The following is a 14,570-nucleotide window of genomic DNA, read 5'->3' as shown; positions in this document are numbered from 1 at the left end:
AGCTTACGCCCCCGTTGCTGGAGTAATAGCTGCAAACGCATCATCAGTCAATGTCATGAAACCGACTTGCTGAGTCACACGAAGAGCAACCATGTCACGCTCATACAAGTTGATTGGGTTTCCGTCTGCATCAACAATTGTTGTCAATGTTGCATCCTCAGAGATTTTGTATTCCATGCCTTGAGGGATGCCGTAGCGTGTATAGTTCCAGTCAGCCGCAAGTAATGCCGCTTTTTCGTAATCCCATGACTTAGAATCCACATAGCCGATCGGAAGACCAAGAGCCTGTTGAGTTGCGCCGCCAGTTGCATCGTTGAAGATCGGAAGCCCGTTACCGTCCTTAGTACCGCGAAGTTTTTGACGGAATCGGCGTGTTGTTGTAAAGCCGTTCACATCCTTATCAGCATCCTCGACTAGGGCCATTACTCCATTAAGCTCGTCATATAGGTTGCCAAGTGAGTTTAAAGCAACAGTGTTACCGGATTCCTTAATTTTTTCAAATACAGAAACACCTTGACCAAATGGTGAATCGACACCGAATAACGCAGCCTGATCGAATTTAATAGCAAAGGCTTCAGCGATAGCCGGGCGCATTTGTGTGAAGAAATCAGCGATGGTATAACGCAAGAATTCTTTAGAAACAGGGATGATGACACCCAATTTCTTTGAAATCATTTTTGCTGTTAACCATTGGGCCTTAGAAGTTTTGATTCTCTCGCCTTCTCCAACCCAGTAAGCCCCTGGTCCAGAAGCCAAGTATGTGAATTCTTTCTCCGGCTTAGTCATTTCTTCATATTTTGCGAGTTTTGTAACAGCAGATTGAGTCATAAACTCTTTTAAAACTAGAGTACCTTGTTCAGTTGGGACCTTTCCGTTTACTGCGTCTTGCATCAATGCATTGTTTGGATCAAATGTTGGCATAAAGATAGCCCTCCTTATTTTCTAATACTTGCTTCAGCTGCAAGCGAGCTAATATCTAAACTTTGATTTGTCGGTTCATTGCTGCCGGACTGAACATCACGGCCATTCTCTTGGAACTTGGATTCAATCGCCTTTTGAAGTGCAGCATTGTATTTCTCTTCGAATGCTCCGAGGTTCTTCATCGTTGATTCTTCATCCTCACCGAGAAAGAACTCCACTACATCGGCCGGCAGTTGCTTTTCAGAAGCATAAGAGACAGCTTTATTTAAAAGCTTTTCACGTTGTGCTGCTGTCTTTTGATCCTTCAGCTCTTTCTCCAGCTTCCTGATTCGCTTTTGTTCCTCTGTTTCTTCCGGATAAAGCTCTTTTACCTTTGCATCAACCAGAGCATCGAGGTTGTTCGCCTTCCATGTATCAAGGCTTTTCGTAAAATGAGAATCCAACCGAGGCTGAATAAATCGTTTCCCTTCGTCTGTTTCAAGGAACCCTTCCACCTTATCTGCTGATACGGCCGAAAGTTCTCCTACAAATGCTTTTACTTCTTCGTTCTCTTTATTTTCTTCGAGAAATTTTTTCACTTCTTCTAATGTTGGCATTACAATTCTTCCTCCTTTGCCCTCTACAGTGCGCGCCTGTTATGAGTGCATGAAAAATAAGCCTTTTAACGTCATGCTCGGGACGGGTGGTTAATTAGTTCACTCGTGAAAACTCCATTTTGAGTTCTTTAATACATATTTGATAGCTTCTTCTAGGGGAGCATTCGAATAGTTTTGTTCTGTGCCCAAATCCTTTATTTTTTCTTCTTGAGTGCACACATCTTTTAGATATTTTGAGTCAATATAAAATGTTTTCACTTCACCATTAGAAACTTTGTCTATATCCTTTAAGCTTTCCACGACTTTTGTGCCGTCCCGATAAAAATATCTATCGGTATCAATGTGATAATTGGCAATTTCGGCAAGCTGTTGAAATGGCAAGGCGTGGTGTAATGGATGGCCTATCTCATCTGTGAATTTATATTTCAATAACTCATCAATTATGGAAAGTAGATCATCCTTTGTCTTGTTGGTCCTGTACTCCTCTTGAAATTTAACAATCTTTTCAGCAGTCTTTGTATCAAATGCTTTAGGGGCAAACAGTGATTGCTTCAACTCACTGATAATCTCGTTGTAACTATCAGAGTCATTATATTGAATTGCATTATTCAACATTTCTAGGAGGTATTTAATACGTTCGTTCTCTTTCATGAATTATTTCCCCTTTTCCTCAATGGATTTGTACCACTCTTCATAGGTTTGGTATGGGATAGTCTCACCAGCACCATTGCCGCGCTTGCGGGCCCTTCTTGTATCCGGCAGCACGCCGTTTACTTTGAAAGCAATCGTACAACGGCAGTTAATATCATCCTTGGCGTTATTCATGTGCCCCGGAGCCGGTCCGACACCGCCATATATTGATTTGAATAGGCCGTTTCGTTCAACAGTCTTGCCATCAAGCTTCCTGTGACCGGAACGAGTCTTAAGATCAAGAGTCGCATTCCACATCTTTTCGAGTTTGCTCTTTTTAGAAGCCTTCTCAGCGCTTTTCATCCTCGCCGAGACTTGTACCCTATGAGTCTCTGTTCTTGCCACGTCACGAGCCTTTCTGCGGGCAAATTCGGTCGTTTGCTCAATACGCCGGGCAATCTTCGAGTAATCTTCACCAGCCTGAATGCCTTGAGCAATTGAAATCTGTATTTGCCGAACATAATCATCCCTGTGACGCTTATATAAAGCTGAGAGAGTCAATTCAGCTATCGGGTTTAATATGGCCTGCTTGATTACTTCGACAGTAGGAATGCTGAAGCCTAAGTCAACCGCAGCCTCCATCTCGTACAAATAGGCAGAGCGCATGTAACTCTCAAGGAATTGTTTAGCAGCCAAAGCCTCAACGATTGTGAGGATAGTTTTGAATGCCTTACTGGATTCCTCAGTCATGCGCTCCATTTCTTTTTTAAACCTGTTGTATTTATTCATATCAGCCATCGATAGCTGACCATCTCTGCTGTATTTCGCATAAAGGGCCGCGATTTGTTGATTGATCTCTTTCAGCCGTTGAGCAAAAACGACATCAATCTTTTTCGCGTCCTCTGTGATCATGTCATCCAGGTACTTATCAATATCATTCTGGTTCATCTTCATCACCGCCCGTATCCGTAGGGATTTCTCTCAACGGCGGCATACTTTTCCCGTACTCCTCTTCTTCATCTTTCATCTTCTGAAGCTCATACTGAACATCATCGACAAACGACAGGAGAGATAGACGGGTTTCTTCGCTGATGTTGCCTTTAAGCTGCGATGTTGTCTGTGCCTCTTCAAGAACGTTGGCTGGAAGGTTACGCTTGAATCCGAACCATACTTTCAAATAATCTTCTGCTTTAGCTTTATTTTTCGTTGCCCAAGCTGAAAAGATCAACTTGTATTGATAACGGAGGGCAGCAGTCATTTTCCGTTCCATCGTGATACATTTATTCTCAAGCGCCATCAATTTAAATTTCATTGCAACGCCAGTGACATTGCCGCCAAATGATTCATCAGAGAAATTGACCGACTTTGCAAAACGGAGAATGTTTTCTTCCAGACGGTTCAAATGATTTTCAATAATCGCGTCATTTATATCTTTTGTTAGATAGCTCACATCATCTTTTTCATCGTAAAGCTCAAGAATTCCAGTCTTTTTAAGCTGTTGGAGTGTGTCCTCATCTGCTCCCAATCCCTTTAGGATCAAGTATGCTAGTCTGTACTGCTCAATTTCATTTGAGGCGTCTGACAGTGTCCTGTCATAGGCATCAATAAGAGACAATACCTTCTCGGCATCGCCTTTGAGCTCTTTATTGTTTGCCAGCCCGAATAAAGGGCAGCCATCGAACATATGAGGCTGTTTGTTGTCCAAGGTAAAAGCTGAACTATCCTTCGTACTGAAATAATAAATCGTTTTGCTATCGTAAAATTCCGCTTTTTGCTGCCCGTTATATGTCTCGTAATAACGCAAAGCATATTCTGGTTCATGAATATTCCCATCGCTGAGGAAAACAGCTTCCCATGGTTCAATATTTTTGACTCGTTCGTTACCAGATCGATCAATGTAAGCCAGCCGAGCTCCATAACCGCAAATGGTAGCCATCTTCCCCCATTCACTATCTTCGTCAGCAATATTATTCAAGGTGTTGAAATCATCAATCATTTGCTTTCTGGTTGAAGTAGTGCCAGTCTCTCGCTTATCGTCAAACTCATAAGTGATCGGATGCCCGAAGAGATAGCCCACTTTTGTATCAACTATGTCTGAATCAAACGAGTTATTGAGTTTGTTATTGACTTTATGATCTATCCGCTTAACATGGCCGGTCTCAAAATCCTCGTATTCAATGGCTTCTCTGGTTAAGATCGGCACGCCCTGGACCTCAGCCTGGTAACGATCATATAGTTTTTTCATTCTGTCATGATCGTTTTTATGTGCTTCGATGATTTCTGCAATCAATTCAGGTGTAATGCCTGAAGCTCTGATCTGGTCTAAGAACTTTATCAACCTCTAAACCTCCTTGTTACCCCATGCCCTTTAAGGCTAGATACCTCATAATCATCTAAGCCGTACCAAATGGCCGAGAATGTATGCGGATCAATGTTGAATTCGTCTTCGATGATGTTCCCGTCTTTGTCCACTTTGAACGTGAGGTCCTTCAGTTCCCTAACGACATCAGGACATTGATCGGAGCAGATAATTTTTTTGAATCGTTTTACTTTCTTGGTGTATTGCAGGCGCGAACCTTGAAACTTCTTTGCGGGTTTCATGAGGAAGCCCTGCTGCCTAAAGAATCGAATTGTTTTAGGCTCGGCACTGTCGGCCTTGATCAAAACGCGCTTAAGTTCTTTTAAGTCCTCAGCTGTTTTGTCATCGGTCGTATCGTTTTTGTAATATTGCCAGTAGATGTACAGAATCTTTTCCTTATGGTCGATAGCCATACGAACCAAAGCGTTATAAGAATCAACAAAACCGAAGTCCATACCATTCTTCAGAACCGGCCTGTCAATTGCTCTTATCGCATTCATCACTTCTTCATGCGGCCGCTCTTCAAACTGCGGCAGAACAAGTTTTCCGTTAACGCCAAAACGACCTTTCCGGGCAATACGGTAAAGGTCTGGGTCATGTGTTTTTAAGTCTTCTAGCTGCTCGATATAGCTTTCAGGCAAAAATAAATTATCATCAGCAGTCGAGTGATGATAATAGGTTTTGTTTCTTATGATCGTTTTCTCTTTATAAAGTTCTTCGTCATCCAAGACAAAAAACTGATTCGTGTCATCTTTAAAAAAGTGTTTATACGACCAATTCCCTTTGCTGACGGGGTTTGTAGATAGAATCATATGGAGTTGCAAAGTCGGATGCCGCAAACGCCCCAGCAGCTCTTTAAAACCGTCATATTTCACTTCTGAACACTCTTCAATCCATACAATCGAAATATTATTGATCGATTTCAGCTTCGCCGGCTTATCCATCCCTTTAAAGATGATCTTGCTGCCGTTTGGAAAGCGTATCTGCATCGGTGAGGAGACACATCGGATTTTATGATCCAACCCTATGTCGGTAATGATCTCTTCGAGTAGGGAAAAAGTCGAATCTCTATGGGTGTCGTAAACCTCTCGGACCACCAAGGCTGTTCGCTTTTCTTTGAGCAATTTCAGAACAATCTTCAAAGCAACATGATAGCTTTTGGATGATCCATAACCACCAACAAGGAAATAAAACTTTTGTGACCAATCAAAAAGAAAGTTTCTAAAACGGGGATTCACCTCTTTTTCCATCAGCGTCCTCCCTTATCCTTGATGATAATTTCGAATGACGAATCCTCATCTTTATTTGTCAGGCGTTCTACTTCTGCCTTTGTTTTGTCGATATTCAAGCGCATTTGCTCCAATTTAAGGCGCCGTTCATCTTGTTCATGGGCCAGCTGATCAAATTGCTTTATCAAGCTCCTGAGCTCTCCCATTGCCCGAGATTGGGCATTCAGGAATGTAGCATGACGATCCCAAGCAAATTGTATTTCAAGCTCTTCTTCAGCAATGGACTTTTCAAAATACTCGTTTCCGTCTTCATCCTCTTCAGGTCGATAAACGTATTTCGCCTTTTTCAGTTCTTTTGCAAGATCATCCTTATCCTGCACGAACATGATGCGCTGCGCCCGGATAATAGCCGCATATTGAATCTGTATCTGATCCCATATCATATCAGCTGGAGAACGCTCCTGAATCTCTTCCATGATTTCAAGCGTCTCTTCTGGCAGGAATTTAGAGAAAAAGCCGTGAGTCACAGCGTTTTGATTCTTCTGTGGTGCGCCGCCGTTGTTCCCTAATGCATTTTTGTTGCCCGGTTGCCCGCCTTTTTTTGTGTGCACACTTTTTTCAATGGGTGCACCCTTTTTCCTTTCCCAACCATGCCGCTGCTTCCACGATTTAATGGTGTTCACTGACACCCCGTATTTTTCGGCAAGGTCCTTGTATTTCATGCCTTTGACGTAATCCTTATACGCCTGAATGTGCTTTTCGGCCATCTACATTCACCGCCGCCCCCTTCTGATTCGTGTTGTTTTGGAAAAGATATTCCCTCTAAACCACCACCGTGCTCAAGCCGTTAACCGCCAATTGTCTATCCTGAGACTTACCGGAAGCAGTTTACAGGGAACAAAAAAAGCACCCCGCAGGATGCTAAATAGTTTCTTTCATTTTTTCAAAAATAAGTTGCCGAACATCATCATCTAAAGTCTCTCTCTGGGATTCTTTAGGCATTAATGTCCAAGGTATAAGAATGTTTTTATTTGGTTCGAATGCTTTTACCATATAAACATCCTCGCTATTGCTAGCTGTTGAAACATCCCATTGCCAAATACTTTGTGGCGACCCGTTATAATCACTTATTTGAAGCATATATTGATTTTCAATTACGAATTTGTCAACCTTTCTCATTTTCTCACCTCCCACCTTATTATCGGATAAGGAGCGTGACAAAGGAACTATTCGCAAAATTTGTCGAACGAAACTGTTGAATAAAACCATAATTTGTCGGGGATATTAATGTACACGCAATACTGCTGCTGTTTTATCACCGATTCACTATGTAAGACCTCCCAGTTGAGTTGATCCTCGCTTACCACTGGGAGGTTTTACTCATTGTATGAAATTTGTGGTGACGCAGGAATAATCCGCCGCGCCGATCCTGCCTCCCATTTTACACCGCCGATTTAAACGAGTTCAAATATTGCAGAAAGTTGGCTTCTTTGACTTTATTGACGATGTTGCCGATTATGGTTGTTTTGATCTTTCTGATGGTATCCCGGGAGCAATCAAGGTGGTTTGCGATAGCAGTGTAGCTCATGCCTTCCATCATGCAATCATAAACGATACGGTGTTTTTCTTCTTCAATGTGTTCCATGGCGTTGTCCAGGTAATGCACAATAGATTCATATTTGTGGAGGCGTCTCTCTCTTCGGTCCATCTGTCGCAATTCTGCCTGACTGACGCCTGCTGATCCCCTTGGCATGCCCGCTTCATCCCCGTATGTTGCAGTGAGCTTTCCGCCAATAAAGTCCACTTTGTTTAATACACGGTTGAGCCTTTTGATCTCCCGCAGCATGAATTTATAATCACGAATCCATTCCTCAATCTCCCATGCAATCATTTGATCTGTCATAGTGCTTTCCCTCCTGATAGTTAAATAGAGTAAGTGTCATTCCAGTTGTTTGCTTTTTGCTCTGCGATATATTGAGGCCTCGATACCTCTTTCACGCTGATACTGAAGGTTTTAACCAAGAAGGCTTTCAACTCGTTGTAGAGCTCTTCTTTGCCGCAAAAGATATTCACAAGCTTTCCGTTTTTATAAGCGAATCCGTATTTCACCCTGAAACTCTCCTTTTACTTTCTGCGTTTATAAGCGCCGCCTTTGCCACGTCTGAGTGTTTGCATGTTCGTGTTCATCATGGATTGCCAGAAACGATCTGAGCGCTCCTGTTGCTTCTGTGATGGTTTCTTTTTGGACTGTTTCATGTATCATCACTCCTTTCACCGCTAGTAATCGCGATAGACATTCAGATAGTTGCGAAATAAAAAACGGACACCGATCAAAGCACAGATTTCTCTGTACAGCGATCAGTGTCCGCAGGCTTTCCGTCTTGGACTTATTCAGTTAAAGCAGCACGTATGTAGCAATTGTGCCGATAATAGATGTGATACATATTGCTGTTAAGTGATTCCGTAGCTGTGAATCCTTATCCTCTCCTATAACTCCCATAAGAGAGATAACCAGAACCAGTAGGAGAACTATTTTCATGGCTATTATCACTTGTCTTCCCTCTTCTCTATATACTTATCAATATCTTTAAAGTAAGCCGCAGCCGTGAATGAAATAATTGCCCCGATCAAAGCTAGGTTCGCTTTCATGTCCGGCCTGTAATCGTGTTGGAAATATATCCAGAATCCGCATCCCATCAGCAGAAACAGTATCCTGAGTATCATAGGTTGCTCTCCATCACTCCGCGTCCTCCTTCTTAACTATCCATTTATTAACGAGGTAGCCGCTAATGAAACCACCAGACGTTATGAATCCTGTTTTGATGTAACCATTTCCATAATGATGACTTAGCAAAGCGCCCGCCATAGTGAATATCATCGGCGCCAGAAAAATAATGATCATTCTATTGATCTGTTTCACTCCGCACCCTCCGATCTAGGTTTATAAATTAAAACTGGTTCAATTCTTCCCGGCGCATAATCGATGTTGTATCCCTCACAATACGGGCAGCATTCCGGCTCCTTTTCCCTCTCTAATAAAAGCAATGAATCGCAGTCTCTGCATTTGTATTCGTACATAACTAGATTTCTCTCCATCACTCCGCGCCCTCCAATAACTCAGGATTTTGATAAACGTCGCCGAGTAGTTCGAAATTCGGTTCAATGTTATATAAAGGCCCTGCTCCCACTCCCTCTACATAAAATCCATAAGTGTCCTTTGAGAATTCGACTTTACCCAACACTTTGTCATAACCAGGATGCCAAGTTGATTCTCGTTTCCCCTTTATAATGTCAGCTTGATAAATTACACCAACATCGAAAAAGCCGATTCCAAACATGAGAACAGATTTCCCATCATGGCTATGTGCTACCGTTTTACCTCTTATTCTACACCGTCGTAAATCCCAAGCGCCGCTCGCTTCGATAATAAGCGTCAAATCTTCCTCGTGTCCGTAATGCATTTCCTCGCCGTCCCAAACTCTGTATGCTGTGATCATTTATTTTCACTCTCCTTTTCCTTTTCATAAGACTCAATTCGTTCGTTAATCAGATCCAAAACACTAGGCTGGCCCTCGTTCATCTTTTTGATCATCGCTTTCCAATCGTTATAATCGATTTCATTCACGCTATTTCCTCCTCAACGCCCATGCTGCAGCCGCATTTCGGGCAGCGTGCATCTGGGCGGATTTTTATATCTAATTCGTTGTGACCACATTCAGGGCAGCTGTATTCGATCATGGCCGCGCCTCCAAGCTAAATAAAGATTGTTGAAAGTAACTTTGTTCAGCAGCTACGGGGTTTATCCAAAGGACTTCTTCACGTTTGGCTCCTGCTTCGGCCGAAACTTGCCGGACTTCCCTTTTCCAATGCTTGAGCCGTTCATCATACACTGGATGAGCATATCCTGAGAGAAGAACAGGACCAGGGTGTTTGTCCAATGTTTCAAGTAACTCAACATGATCATCAATTGTCATTTCATGCTTGTAATGCCGCTTTGTCCGCGTCTCGATGATATAGGGAGGATCAGCGTAAACAAGAACCTCTTTTCGCTTATACCGTTCAAGCAGCTGGACAGCTGGCTGATGCTCAATCTGTGCCTCTTTCAATCGCTTGGCTACTAACAATATCTTCGCCGGCAGTTTGCCCCATTCTTTAGCCGTGTCAGGCCCGTTACTGCTGATAAGGCTCCGCCAACCTGTCCGATCACTTGTTTTTGCTCCTATGGCCTGCCAGCAACGGATAAGGAATCGGCGGGCGTCCTCTAATTCATTGCCTGATTCAGAGTCATAGGAGCCGTAATACTCCTCTCTAGATAACGGCGTCCATTCGATCAATCTTGCAAGCTCTTCCGGATGGTCCCGAATCACCTTGAAAAGATTGACCACGCTGCTATCCAGATCATTTATCGTTTCAATGGTTGAAGGCTGCTTATTAAAAAACAATGCTCCGGATCCAAAGAAAGGTTCAACGTATGTTTTATGCTCGGGCATATGGCTAATGATCCAATCTGTCATTGACCATTTACTCCCCGGGTAGTGTAAAATTCTCGGAAACCCCATGTCTTAACCCCCTATCCCCGGCAGAACTGCGATTGCAAAGAATAAAACCACAACCATCGCCCCAATGAGCCAACCGTTTGTCTTATCACGCTTGGCAATGATGGTTTCATCACCGATCATTTTCAGATCGTCTGACTTTGCCACGAGCACCGGTATGTAATCTGGATGCACTTTCAAATATTCCGCCGCCTGCTCAACTGTCATCGCTTCGTCTTTCGTGGATTTGACTGCCCGCTGCAGCTCAACTTGTAAAGGAATCATTCTGCATCACCCTCCTTACACTACTGAAGCCGATACTGAAATTGTCTGCTCGACGCTTATGCTCACTGCTTTTCTGTAAAATGTTTCACCATCTATAACAATTGATGTTTTCCTCGCTTTCTTGTATAACGACGGAAATTTTTCGACAGATGAAGCAGAAACTAGCCCCCACACTTTCCATTCATCCATTGAGCTCTCAAGATCTCTGGCCTCGTAATGACATCCATCCCAAAATTCCTGTTCTAACCATTTGTCTAATTCCAAGGAGTCTTCAAATATATAGGCTTCGTCACATTCATCTTCATGAAAGACAAAGAAATATTCGTTCCAAGCTCCATAACCATTTGATTTAACAAAATCAACAAACGCCTTCCAGTTACTTTTTAGGCCGCCTTGATCAACATGTTTCACTGTCATTCTGCTTCCCCCTCACAATAACATTCACTTTCTTTTTCGCCGCATTCTTCACAAATTTTTTCGACCTGCCAACCCTCGAAGCGATACTGCGGCATGGAATAATAATCTTTATTGCATTTCGAACACGTTACAGTTCCGTCGCTGTCCGAATCCCAGTTGGCATAGCATTCTTCTTCTACGCAACCGCAGTACGGGCAAATTTGTTTATACGAATTCATTTCACATCACCCTCCAATTCATTTTGAGCAACTGTTATCGCGAAATTGAGATTGGTAATGATCTTCTCTAATGCCTGTTTGTATCGCTTCCTATCGCCGCTTAGATGCTGAATATCCTTTTGAGCCTGCCGGAACTGATGAACCGTTACTTCCTGCTGGCGTTTGTTTTCCTCGATGATTTCCCGCTGCTTAACAGCCAGTTCAGCTTGCTCAATAAGCCAAGCAATTTCCTTCTGCGGAATGTATGTCAGTTTTTTCAGACGTTCAATTCTCTCTTTCATGCCCGTTCCTCCCCCGCAGGGGAAAGCCCCTGCTATTTGAATTTGTGGCCGATCCTATAATCTAAACGAGACAGACCGCCCTTAATTGTTTGAATGATTGTTTCTCCGTGTTCTGGGGCTTCAAGGACATGTGCAGTGCCCTCGTTCCCATCTAAAATAAGAATTTGTATTTTGCCCGGCTCGATTGCCTGTTGGATTGTTGTATCTTTGCTTAAATTAATTTCTCTTGGGTTGTACATTCTTAGCGCCCCCTGTGCTATGATAGAAGTACCAGTTCATATCAAGGCACTGAGGCCACGCGCTTCGGTGCTTTTTTTGTTTAATAGTGATCCGGTTTCCATCCGGCCATCGTGAATGTTGGCGATGGTTTCAGATCCTCCCGGTAAACGATCGGATGCTTTTTGACGTATTCAGCCAGCTGTTCCGGCGTCATCTTCCATTCTTCAACCGGTCCTGGCAGGTAAGGATTGATGCTTTGCTGTTCCATGGTATCTACCTCCTGAATTGATTTTGGGAATTTCCGTGCCGCCGAGCTTCTTGCAATCAGAACCCATTCGGCTGGCGCATGCCTTAAACTGAGAGCAACGTGTCATACAGGCCATGAGCTTATCTTCTTCCTGCACCCACAACGGCCGATCGTCTGCGATTACCACGTTTAACAGTGGACTTTCCCGCCTTTCTTTTGAGTTTTTTCAGCTCGTCCAGCTCGATGAAGCCAAGTGACTTATCCAGAGCCAGCACCTTGAGTGGCGTATCATATCGGCGCTCATACAACTTGCGTTTGATGGCAAATTCCTTTGTTTCCACGCCCTTGATGTCAATGATCTCGATGCTGCCGTCCAAGTTATGAACCTCAAAGTCTGCAATATATTCAATCTTCCGAAAAGTTTTGCCGTTCTTTTTGAATGCCTCTTGCAGCAGGAACCCTGGCTGCAGCTTAAAATCTTTGATCTTCTTACTCACCTTGAGCCATTTCAGCTGCTCATAGTATTTGGCTTCGGCCCGGCTATCGAACATGATGCCGTCCACCTGTGTTTTCCTGGCGCCGTACTTATTTTCTGGCATGTGAAGCCTCTCCTATTCTGATTAGTAATGTAAAAGGAAGGAATGTGCATTTTATAAACCGCATCCCTCCAACCGAAAGGATTTCAAAACCGATATTCCAATTTAGTAGCGCCAATCCCCAGAAGAATCTTGGCATCATTCTTCCGCCTCCATATCTCTGACTATTTCCTTATCGGCCCGTTCCCTCGTGCCCTCGTTACCTCCCGTCAATCTGTTCCCATTGCTGGATCTGCTTTTCCTTGTATGGCGCCGTCAGTATGATGGCCGGCAGCAGGATCACCGCTTTAAGCACTGCGCATCAGCTCCATTTGTCTGATCTTTTCCTCAAGCACCCGAATAGCCGGTGTGAGATCCTTGCCGCCCTTTTGTTCAGCAGGCCCGAACAAATACATTCCTTTGGATCCTATAACGTTCGTTTTCTCGTTCAATCCCAATCACCCAATCTATGATTTAATTCCATCCGGTTTCCCTGAATGATCACCGTGTAATACTTACACATCTGGTAAATCCGTGACCCCAGCGCCTCGTCAACGTCCAGCAGTTCGTCTGTTGTGAGCTCAGAAGAGATCAGCAGAGGCTTATGGTTCAGGTAGCGATAATTCACAACTGACTGGATCTGTTCGACTTGCCATTCAGTTGCCCGGGGCTTCCCGCTTACTGGCTTGAATAAGTCATCTATGAACAACACATCTACTTTCCGCATGGCGTCCAGCTTTGTTTCCAGCTGATCAAAGTCAGTTTTCAGATCACTCATGCCCTCAACGTAAGGGAAGTACATGCAGTGAATTGATTTCTTCTTTATCAGGTTGTTCATGATGGCCGTTAGCAGATGGGTTTTGCCGCTTCCCGGCTGTCCCAGCAGAGCAATGCTATTGGCGCGCTCTCCTCTGATCTTTTCAAAGTCTTTGAAGTATTCCACCGCACATTCATAGGCATCTTTGATCATTTGAGGCTTGCCGTTTGTATTGAAATTTCCAAATAAGAGCATTTCAAATTCCTCCGTAATTCCGCTGGCTGCCATGAGCCGCGCTATTTTCTTCCGTTTCACACACTCACATTGCTTGGAATAAGTGTCCTTCCATTCCCGGGCCTTATCCGGCGCGCATACCTTTCCTGAAAGAAATTCATCTTCCGGCACCATGCTCTCAGGAACTAATAGATCAAGCTGTTTGTCTAAATTCCATTTTGTATCCTTGTGAACCCGATAAATCACAACGCCGCGATCCTTGCACTCGGAGCACTCATACTCAACCTTTTCTTCTGAGTCGGCCAGTTCTGTTTCCCAGGAACGCGATTTTGCTTGAAGACCCTTCATCATTGCTTGGAACGCTGTGTCTATGCTGACTGCTTTGTTTATTGCCATATTGTTGTTTCTCCTTTCTCTTTTGGCTGAACGGGTTTGACAGGATCGCCTCAATGTAGTTCAGGCCAACGTTGCTGCCTTTATTTCTGAAAGCCTGCTTCATTGCTTCCATGACCTTCTCTTCGCCGTAATCATCCACCATGTAGCCGATTCTTTGCGCCTCAATGGAGCCGATAGAACGAGCGACCTTATTTTCGAATAGATCAAAAGCGTTTTTCATTTTTGGATCAACCTCCTGCGTTTCTTGTGGTGCTGGTGCAGGTTCAGGAACAGGCTTTTCTGATGGTTCCTGCTCTGATACAGGCGTTTCAAATGAGATCAGCCTGTATTGCCCTGCCTTCCTCCCCTGCGGCTTATATTCAATTCTTTTAAGATCAATCAGCATCTTTCTGTGTTTGATCAACGTATTTTCGGAAATCTCGATCTTTGCTTGCAAAGTGGTATTTGAAGTGGTGAACCACTCCCTCCACCCTGCCTTGTTGTTGATGTGCAAAAGATGAAACCATAATGCTTGAGTTGTAGCAGACAACGGATTCGTTTCTAGCCAATTCATGAAGCCGTTCATTTCTTTCAGGTAGTTCATGGCTCACCTACTTCCTTTCACACAGTGCTGTCATTCCGCTGATGCGGACTAAACGTAAGCCAGGTTCATTTGTTCTGAGATAGCCTTC

The 14,570-nt window shown here is 43.7% G+C and carries 25 protein-coding genes and 1 pseudogene; all 26 read right to left on the bottom strand.

Annotated elements, in window-relative coordinates:
- Nucleotides 1-3 precede the first annotated feature (3 nt).
- Nucleotides 4-921: a phage major capsid protein gene (locus CVV77_RS19665; protein ID WP_100276277.1), complete on the bottom strand. Its 918-nt coding sequence runs from the start codon at nucleotides 919-921 to the stop codon at nucleotides 4-6.
- Nucleotides 922-935: 14 nt separating this feature from the next.
- Nucleotides 936-1,517, bottom strand: a complete 582-nt coding sequence (locus CVV77_RS19660) for a DUF4355 domain-containing protein (RefSeq protein WP_100276276.1) — start codon at nucleotides 1,515-1,517, stop codon at nucleotides 936-938.
- A 99-nt stretch (nucleotides 1,518-1,616) separates the two neighbouring features.
- On the bottom strand, nucleotides 1,617-2,168 hold the full coding sequence (locus CVV77_RS19655) for a hypothetical protein (RefSeq protein WP_100276275.1): 552 nt from the start codon (nucleotides 2,166-2,168) through the stop codon (nucleotides 1,617-1,619).
- A 3-nt stretch (nucleotides 2,169-2,171) separates the two neighbouring features.
- Entirely contained in the window at nucleotides 2,172-3,095 is a 924-nt protein-coding gene (locus CVV77_RS19650; protein ID WP_100276274.1) for a phage minor head protein, read from the bottom strand.
- Entirely contained in the window at nucleotides 3,082-4,485 is a 1,404-nt protein-coding gene (locus CVV77_RS19645; protein WP_100276273.1) for a phage portal protein, read from the bottom strand. Before CVV77_RS19645 ends, CVV77_RS19650 begins: the two co-directional genes overlap by 14 nt.
- Nucleotides 4,482-5,756 carry a PBSX family phage terminase large subunit gene (locus CVV77_RS19640; protein ID WP_100276272.1) on the bottom strand — a complete coding sequence of 425 codons (1,275 nt, stop codon included), beginning with the start codon at nucleotides 5,754-5,756 and terminating at the stop codon, nucleotides 4,482-4,484. Before CVV77_RS19640 ends, CVV77_RS19645 begins: the two co-directional genes overlap by 4 nt.
- Nucleotides 5,756-6,502, bottom strand: a complete 747-nt coding sequence (gene terS, locus CVV77_RS19635; RefSeq protein ID WP_100276271.1) for a phage terminase small subunit — start codon at nucleotides 6,500-6,502, stop codon at nucleotides 5,756-5,758. Before terS ends, CVV77_RS19640 begins: the two co-directional genes overlap by 1 nt.
- Before the next feature lie 154 nt (nucleotides 6,503-6,656).
- Nucleotides 6,657-6,914 carry a hypothetical protein gene (locus tag CVV77_RS19630; RefSeq protein ID WP_100276270.1) on the bottom strand — a complete coding sequence of 86 codons (258 nt, stop codon included), beginning with the start codon at nucleotides 6,912-6,914 and terminating at the stop codon, nucleotides 6,657-6,659.
- A gap of 262 nt (nucleotides 6,915-7,176) precedes the next feature.
- Complete coding sequence (locus tag CVV77_RS19625) at nucleotides 7,177-7,638, bottom strand: sigma-70 RNA polymerase sigma factor region 4 domain-containing protein (RefSeq protein WP_100276269.1); 462 nt, start codon at nucleotides 7,636-7,638, stop codon at nucleotides 7,177-7,179.
- Between the two features lie 36 nt (nucleotides 7,639-7,674).
- Nucleotides 7,675-7,844: pseudogene (locus CVV77_RS19620) on the bottom strand (hypothetical protein).
- A 15-nt stretch (nucleotides 7,845-7,859) separates the two neighbouring features.
- Nucleotides 7,860-7,991: a hypothetical protein gene (locus tag CVV77_RS19615; RefSeq protein WP_033884289.1), complete on the bottom strand. Its 132-nt coding sequence runs from the start codon at nucleotides 7,989-7,991 to the stop codon at nucleotides 7,860-7,862.
- A gap of 291 nt (nucleotides 7,992-8,282) precedes the next feature.
- Complete coding sequence (locus CVV77_RS22225; RefSeq protein WP_163226413.1) at nucleotides 8,283-8,459, bottom strand: hypothetical protein; 177 nt, start codon at nucleotides 8,457-8,459, stop codon at nucleotides 8,283-8,285.
- Nucleotides 8,460-8,651: 192 nt separating this feature from the next.
- Nucleotides 8,652-8,831, bottom strand: coding sequence for a hypothetical protein (locus CVV77_RS19605; protein ID WP_100276267.1), 180 nt, complete (start codon nucleotides 8,829-8,831; stop codon nucleotides 8,652-8,654).
- Nucleotides 8,831-9,232 (bottom strand): YopX family protein, encoded by a 402-nt coding sequence (locus tag CVV77_RS19600; RefSeq protein WP_100276266.1) that lies wholly within the window; start codon nucleotides 9,230-9,232, stop codon nucleotides 8,831-8,833. The genes CVV77_RS19605 and CVV77_RS19600 overlap by 1 nt, the downstream gene beginning before the upstream one ends.
- Nucleotides 9,229-9,360 (bottom strand): hypothetical protein, encoded by a 132-nt coding sequence (locus tag CVV77_RS22535; protein WP_258460244.1) that lies wholly within the window; start codon nucleotides 9,358-9,360, stop codon nucleotides 9,229-9,231. The genes CVV77_RS19600 and CVV77_RS22535 overlap by 4 nt, the downstream gene beginning before the upstream one ends.
- Nucleotides 9,361-9,469: 109 nt before the next feature.
- On the bottom strand, nucleotides 9,470-10,294 hold the full coding sequence (locus tag CVV77_RS19595) for a DNA adenine methylase (protein ID WP_100276265.1): 825 nt from the start codon (nucleotides 10,292-10,294) through the stop codon (nucleotides 9,470-9,472).
- A gap of 3 nt (nucleotides 10,295-10,297) precedes the next feature.
- Nucleotides 10,298-10,555: a hypothetical protein gene (locus tag CVV77_RS19590; protein WP_100276264.1), complete on the bottom strand. Its 258-nt coding sequence runs from the start codon at nucleotides 10,553-10,555 to the stop codon at nucleotides 10,298-10,300.
- 15 nt (nucleotides 10,556-10,570) lie between these two features.
- A complete protein-coding gene (locus tag CVV77_RS19585; protein ID WP_100276263.1) occupies nucleotides 10,571-10,972 on the bottom strand; it encodes a hypothetical protein in 402 nt (133 codons plus the stop codon).
- Complete coding sequence (locus CVV77_RS19580) at nucleotides 10,969-11,190, bottom strand: hypothetical protein (protein ID WP_100276262.1); 222 nt, start codon at nucleotides 11,188-11,190, stop codon at nucleotides 10,969-10,971. Before CVV77_RS19580 ends, CVV77_RS19585 begins: the two co-directional genes overlap by 4 nt.
- Nucleotides 11,187-11,471: a hypothetical protein gene (locus tag CVV77_RS19575; RefSeq protein ID WP_100276261.1), complete on the bottom strand. Its 285-nt coding sequence runs from the start codon at nucleotides 11,469-11,471 to the stop codon at nucleotides 11,187-11,189. Before CVV77_RS19575 ends, CVV77_RS19580 begins: the two co-directional genes overlap by 4 nt.
- 32 nt (nucleotides 11,472-11,503) lie before the next feature.
- Complete coding sequence (locus CVV77_RS19570; protein WP_041517697.1) at nucleotides 11,504-11,710, bottom strand: XtrA/YqaO family protein; 207 nt, start codon at nucleotides 11,708-11,710, stop codon at nucleotides 11,504-11,506.
- 80 nt (nucleotides 11,711-11,790) lie between these two features.
- Nucleotides 11,791-11,958 carry a hypothetical protein gene (locus tag CVV77_RS22220; RefSeq protein ID WP_172640595.1) on the bottom strand — a complete coding sequence of 56 codons (168 nt, stop codon included), beginning with the start codon at nucleotides 11,956-11,958 and terminating at the stop codon, nucleotides 11,791-11,793.
- A 119-nt stretch (nucleotides 11,959-12,077) separates the two neighbouring features.
- Entirely contained in the window at nucleotides 12,078-12,536 is a 459-nt protein-coding gene (locus tag CVV77_RS19560) for a DUF1064 domain-containing protein (protein ID WP_100276260.1), read from the bottom strand.
- 284 nt (nucleotides 12,537-12,820) lie between these two features.
- Nucleotides 12,821-12,964: a hypothetical protein gene (locus tag CVV77_RS22215; RefSeq protein ID WP_164906841.1), complete on the bottom strand. Its 144-nt coding sequence runs from the start codon at nucleotides 12,962-12,964 to the stop codon at nucleotides 12,821-12,823.
- A complete protein-coding gene (locus CVV77_RS19555) occupies nucleotides 12,961-13,899 on the bottom strand; it encodes an ATP-binding protein (RefSeq protein WP_100276259.1) in 939 nt (312 codons plus the stop codon). The genes CVV77_RS22215 and CVV77_RS19555 overlap by 4 nt, the downstream gene beginning before the upstream one ends.
- Nucleotides 13,784-14,482, bottom strand: coding sequence for a DnaD domain protein (locus CVV77_RS19550; protein ID WP_100276258.1), 699 nt, complete (start codon nucleotides 14,480-14,482; stop codon nucleotides 13,784-13,786). The genes CVV77_RS19555 and CVV77_RS19550 overlap by 116 nt, the downstream gene beginning before the upstream one ends.
- Nucleotides 14,483-14,570 lie beyond the last annotated feature (88 nt).

Origin of the sequence: Bacillus sp. SN1 (assembly GCF_002796895.1) — a bacterium.
GTDB lineage: Bacteria > Bacillota > Bacilli > Bacillales > Bacillaceae > Bacillus > Bacillus inaquosorum.
This window is presented reverse-complemented; position numbering and strand designations above follow the sequence as displayed.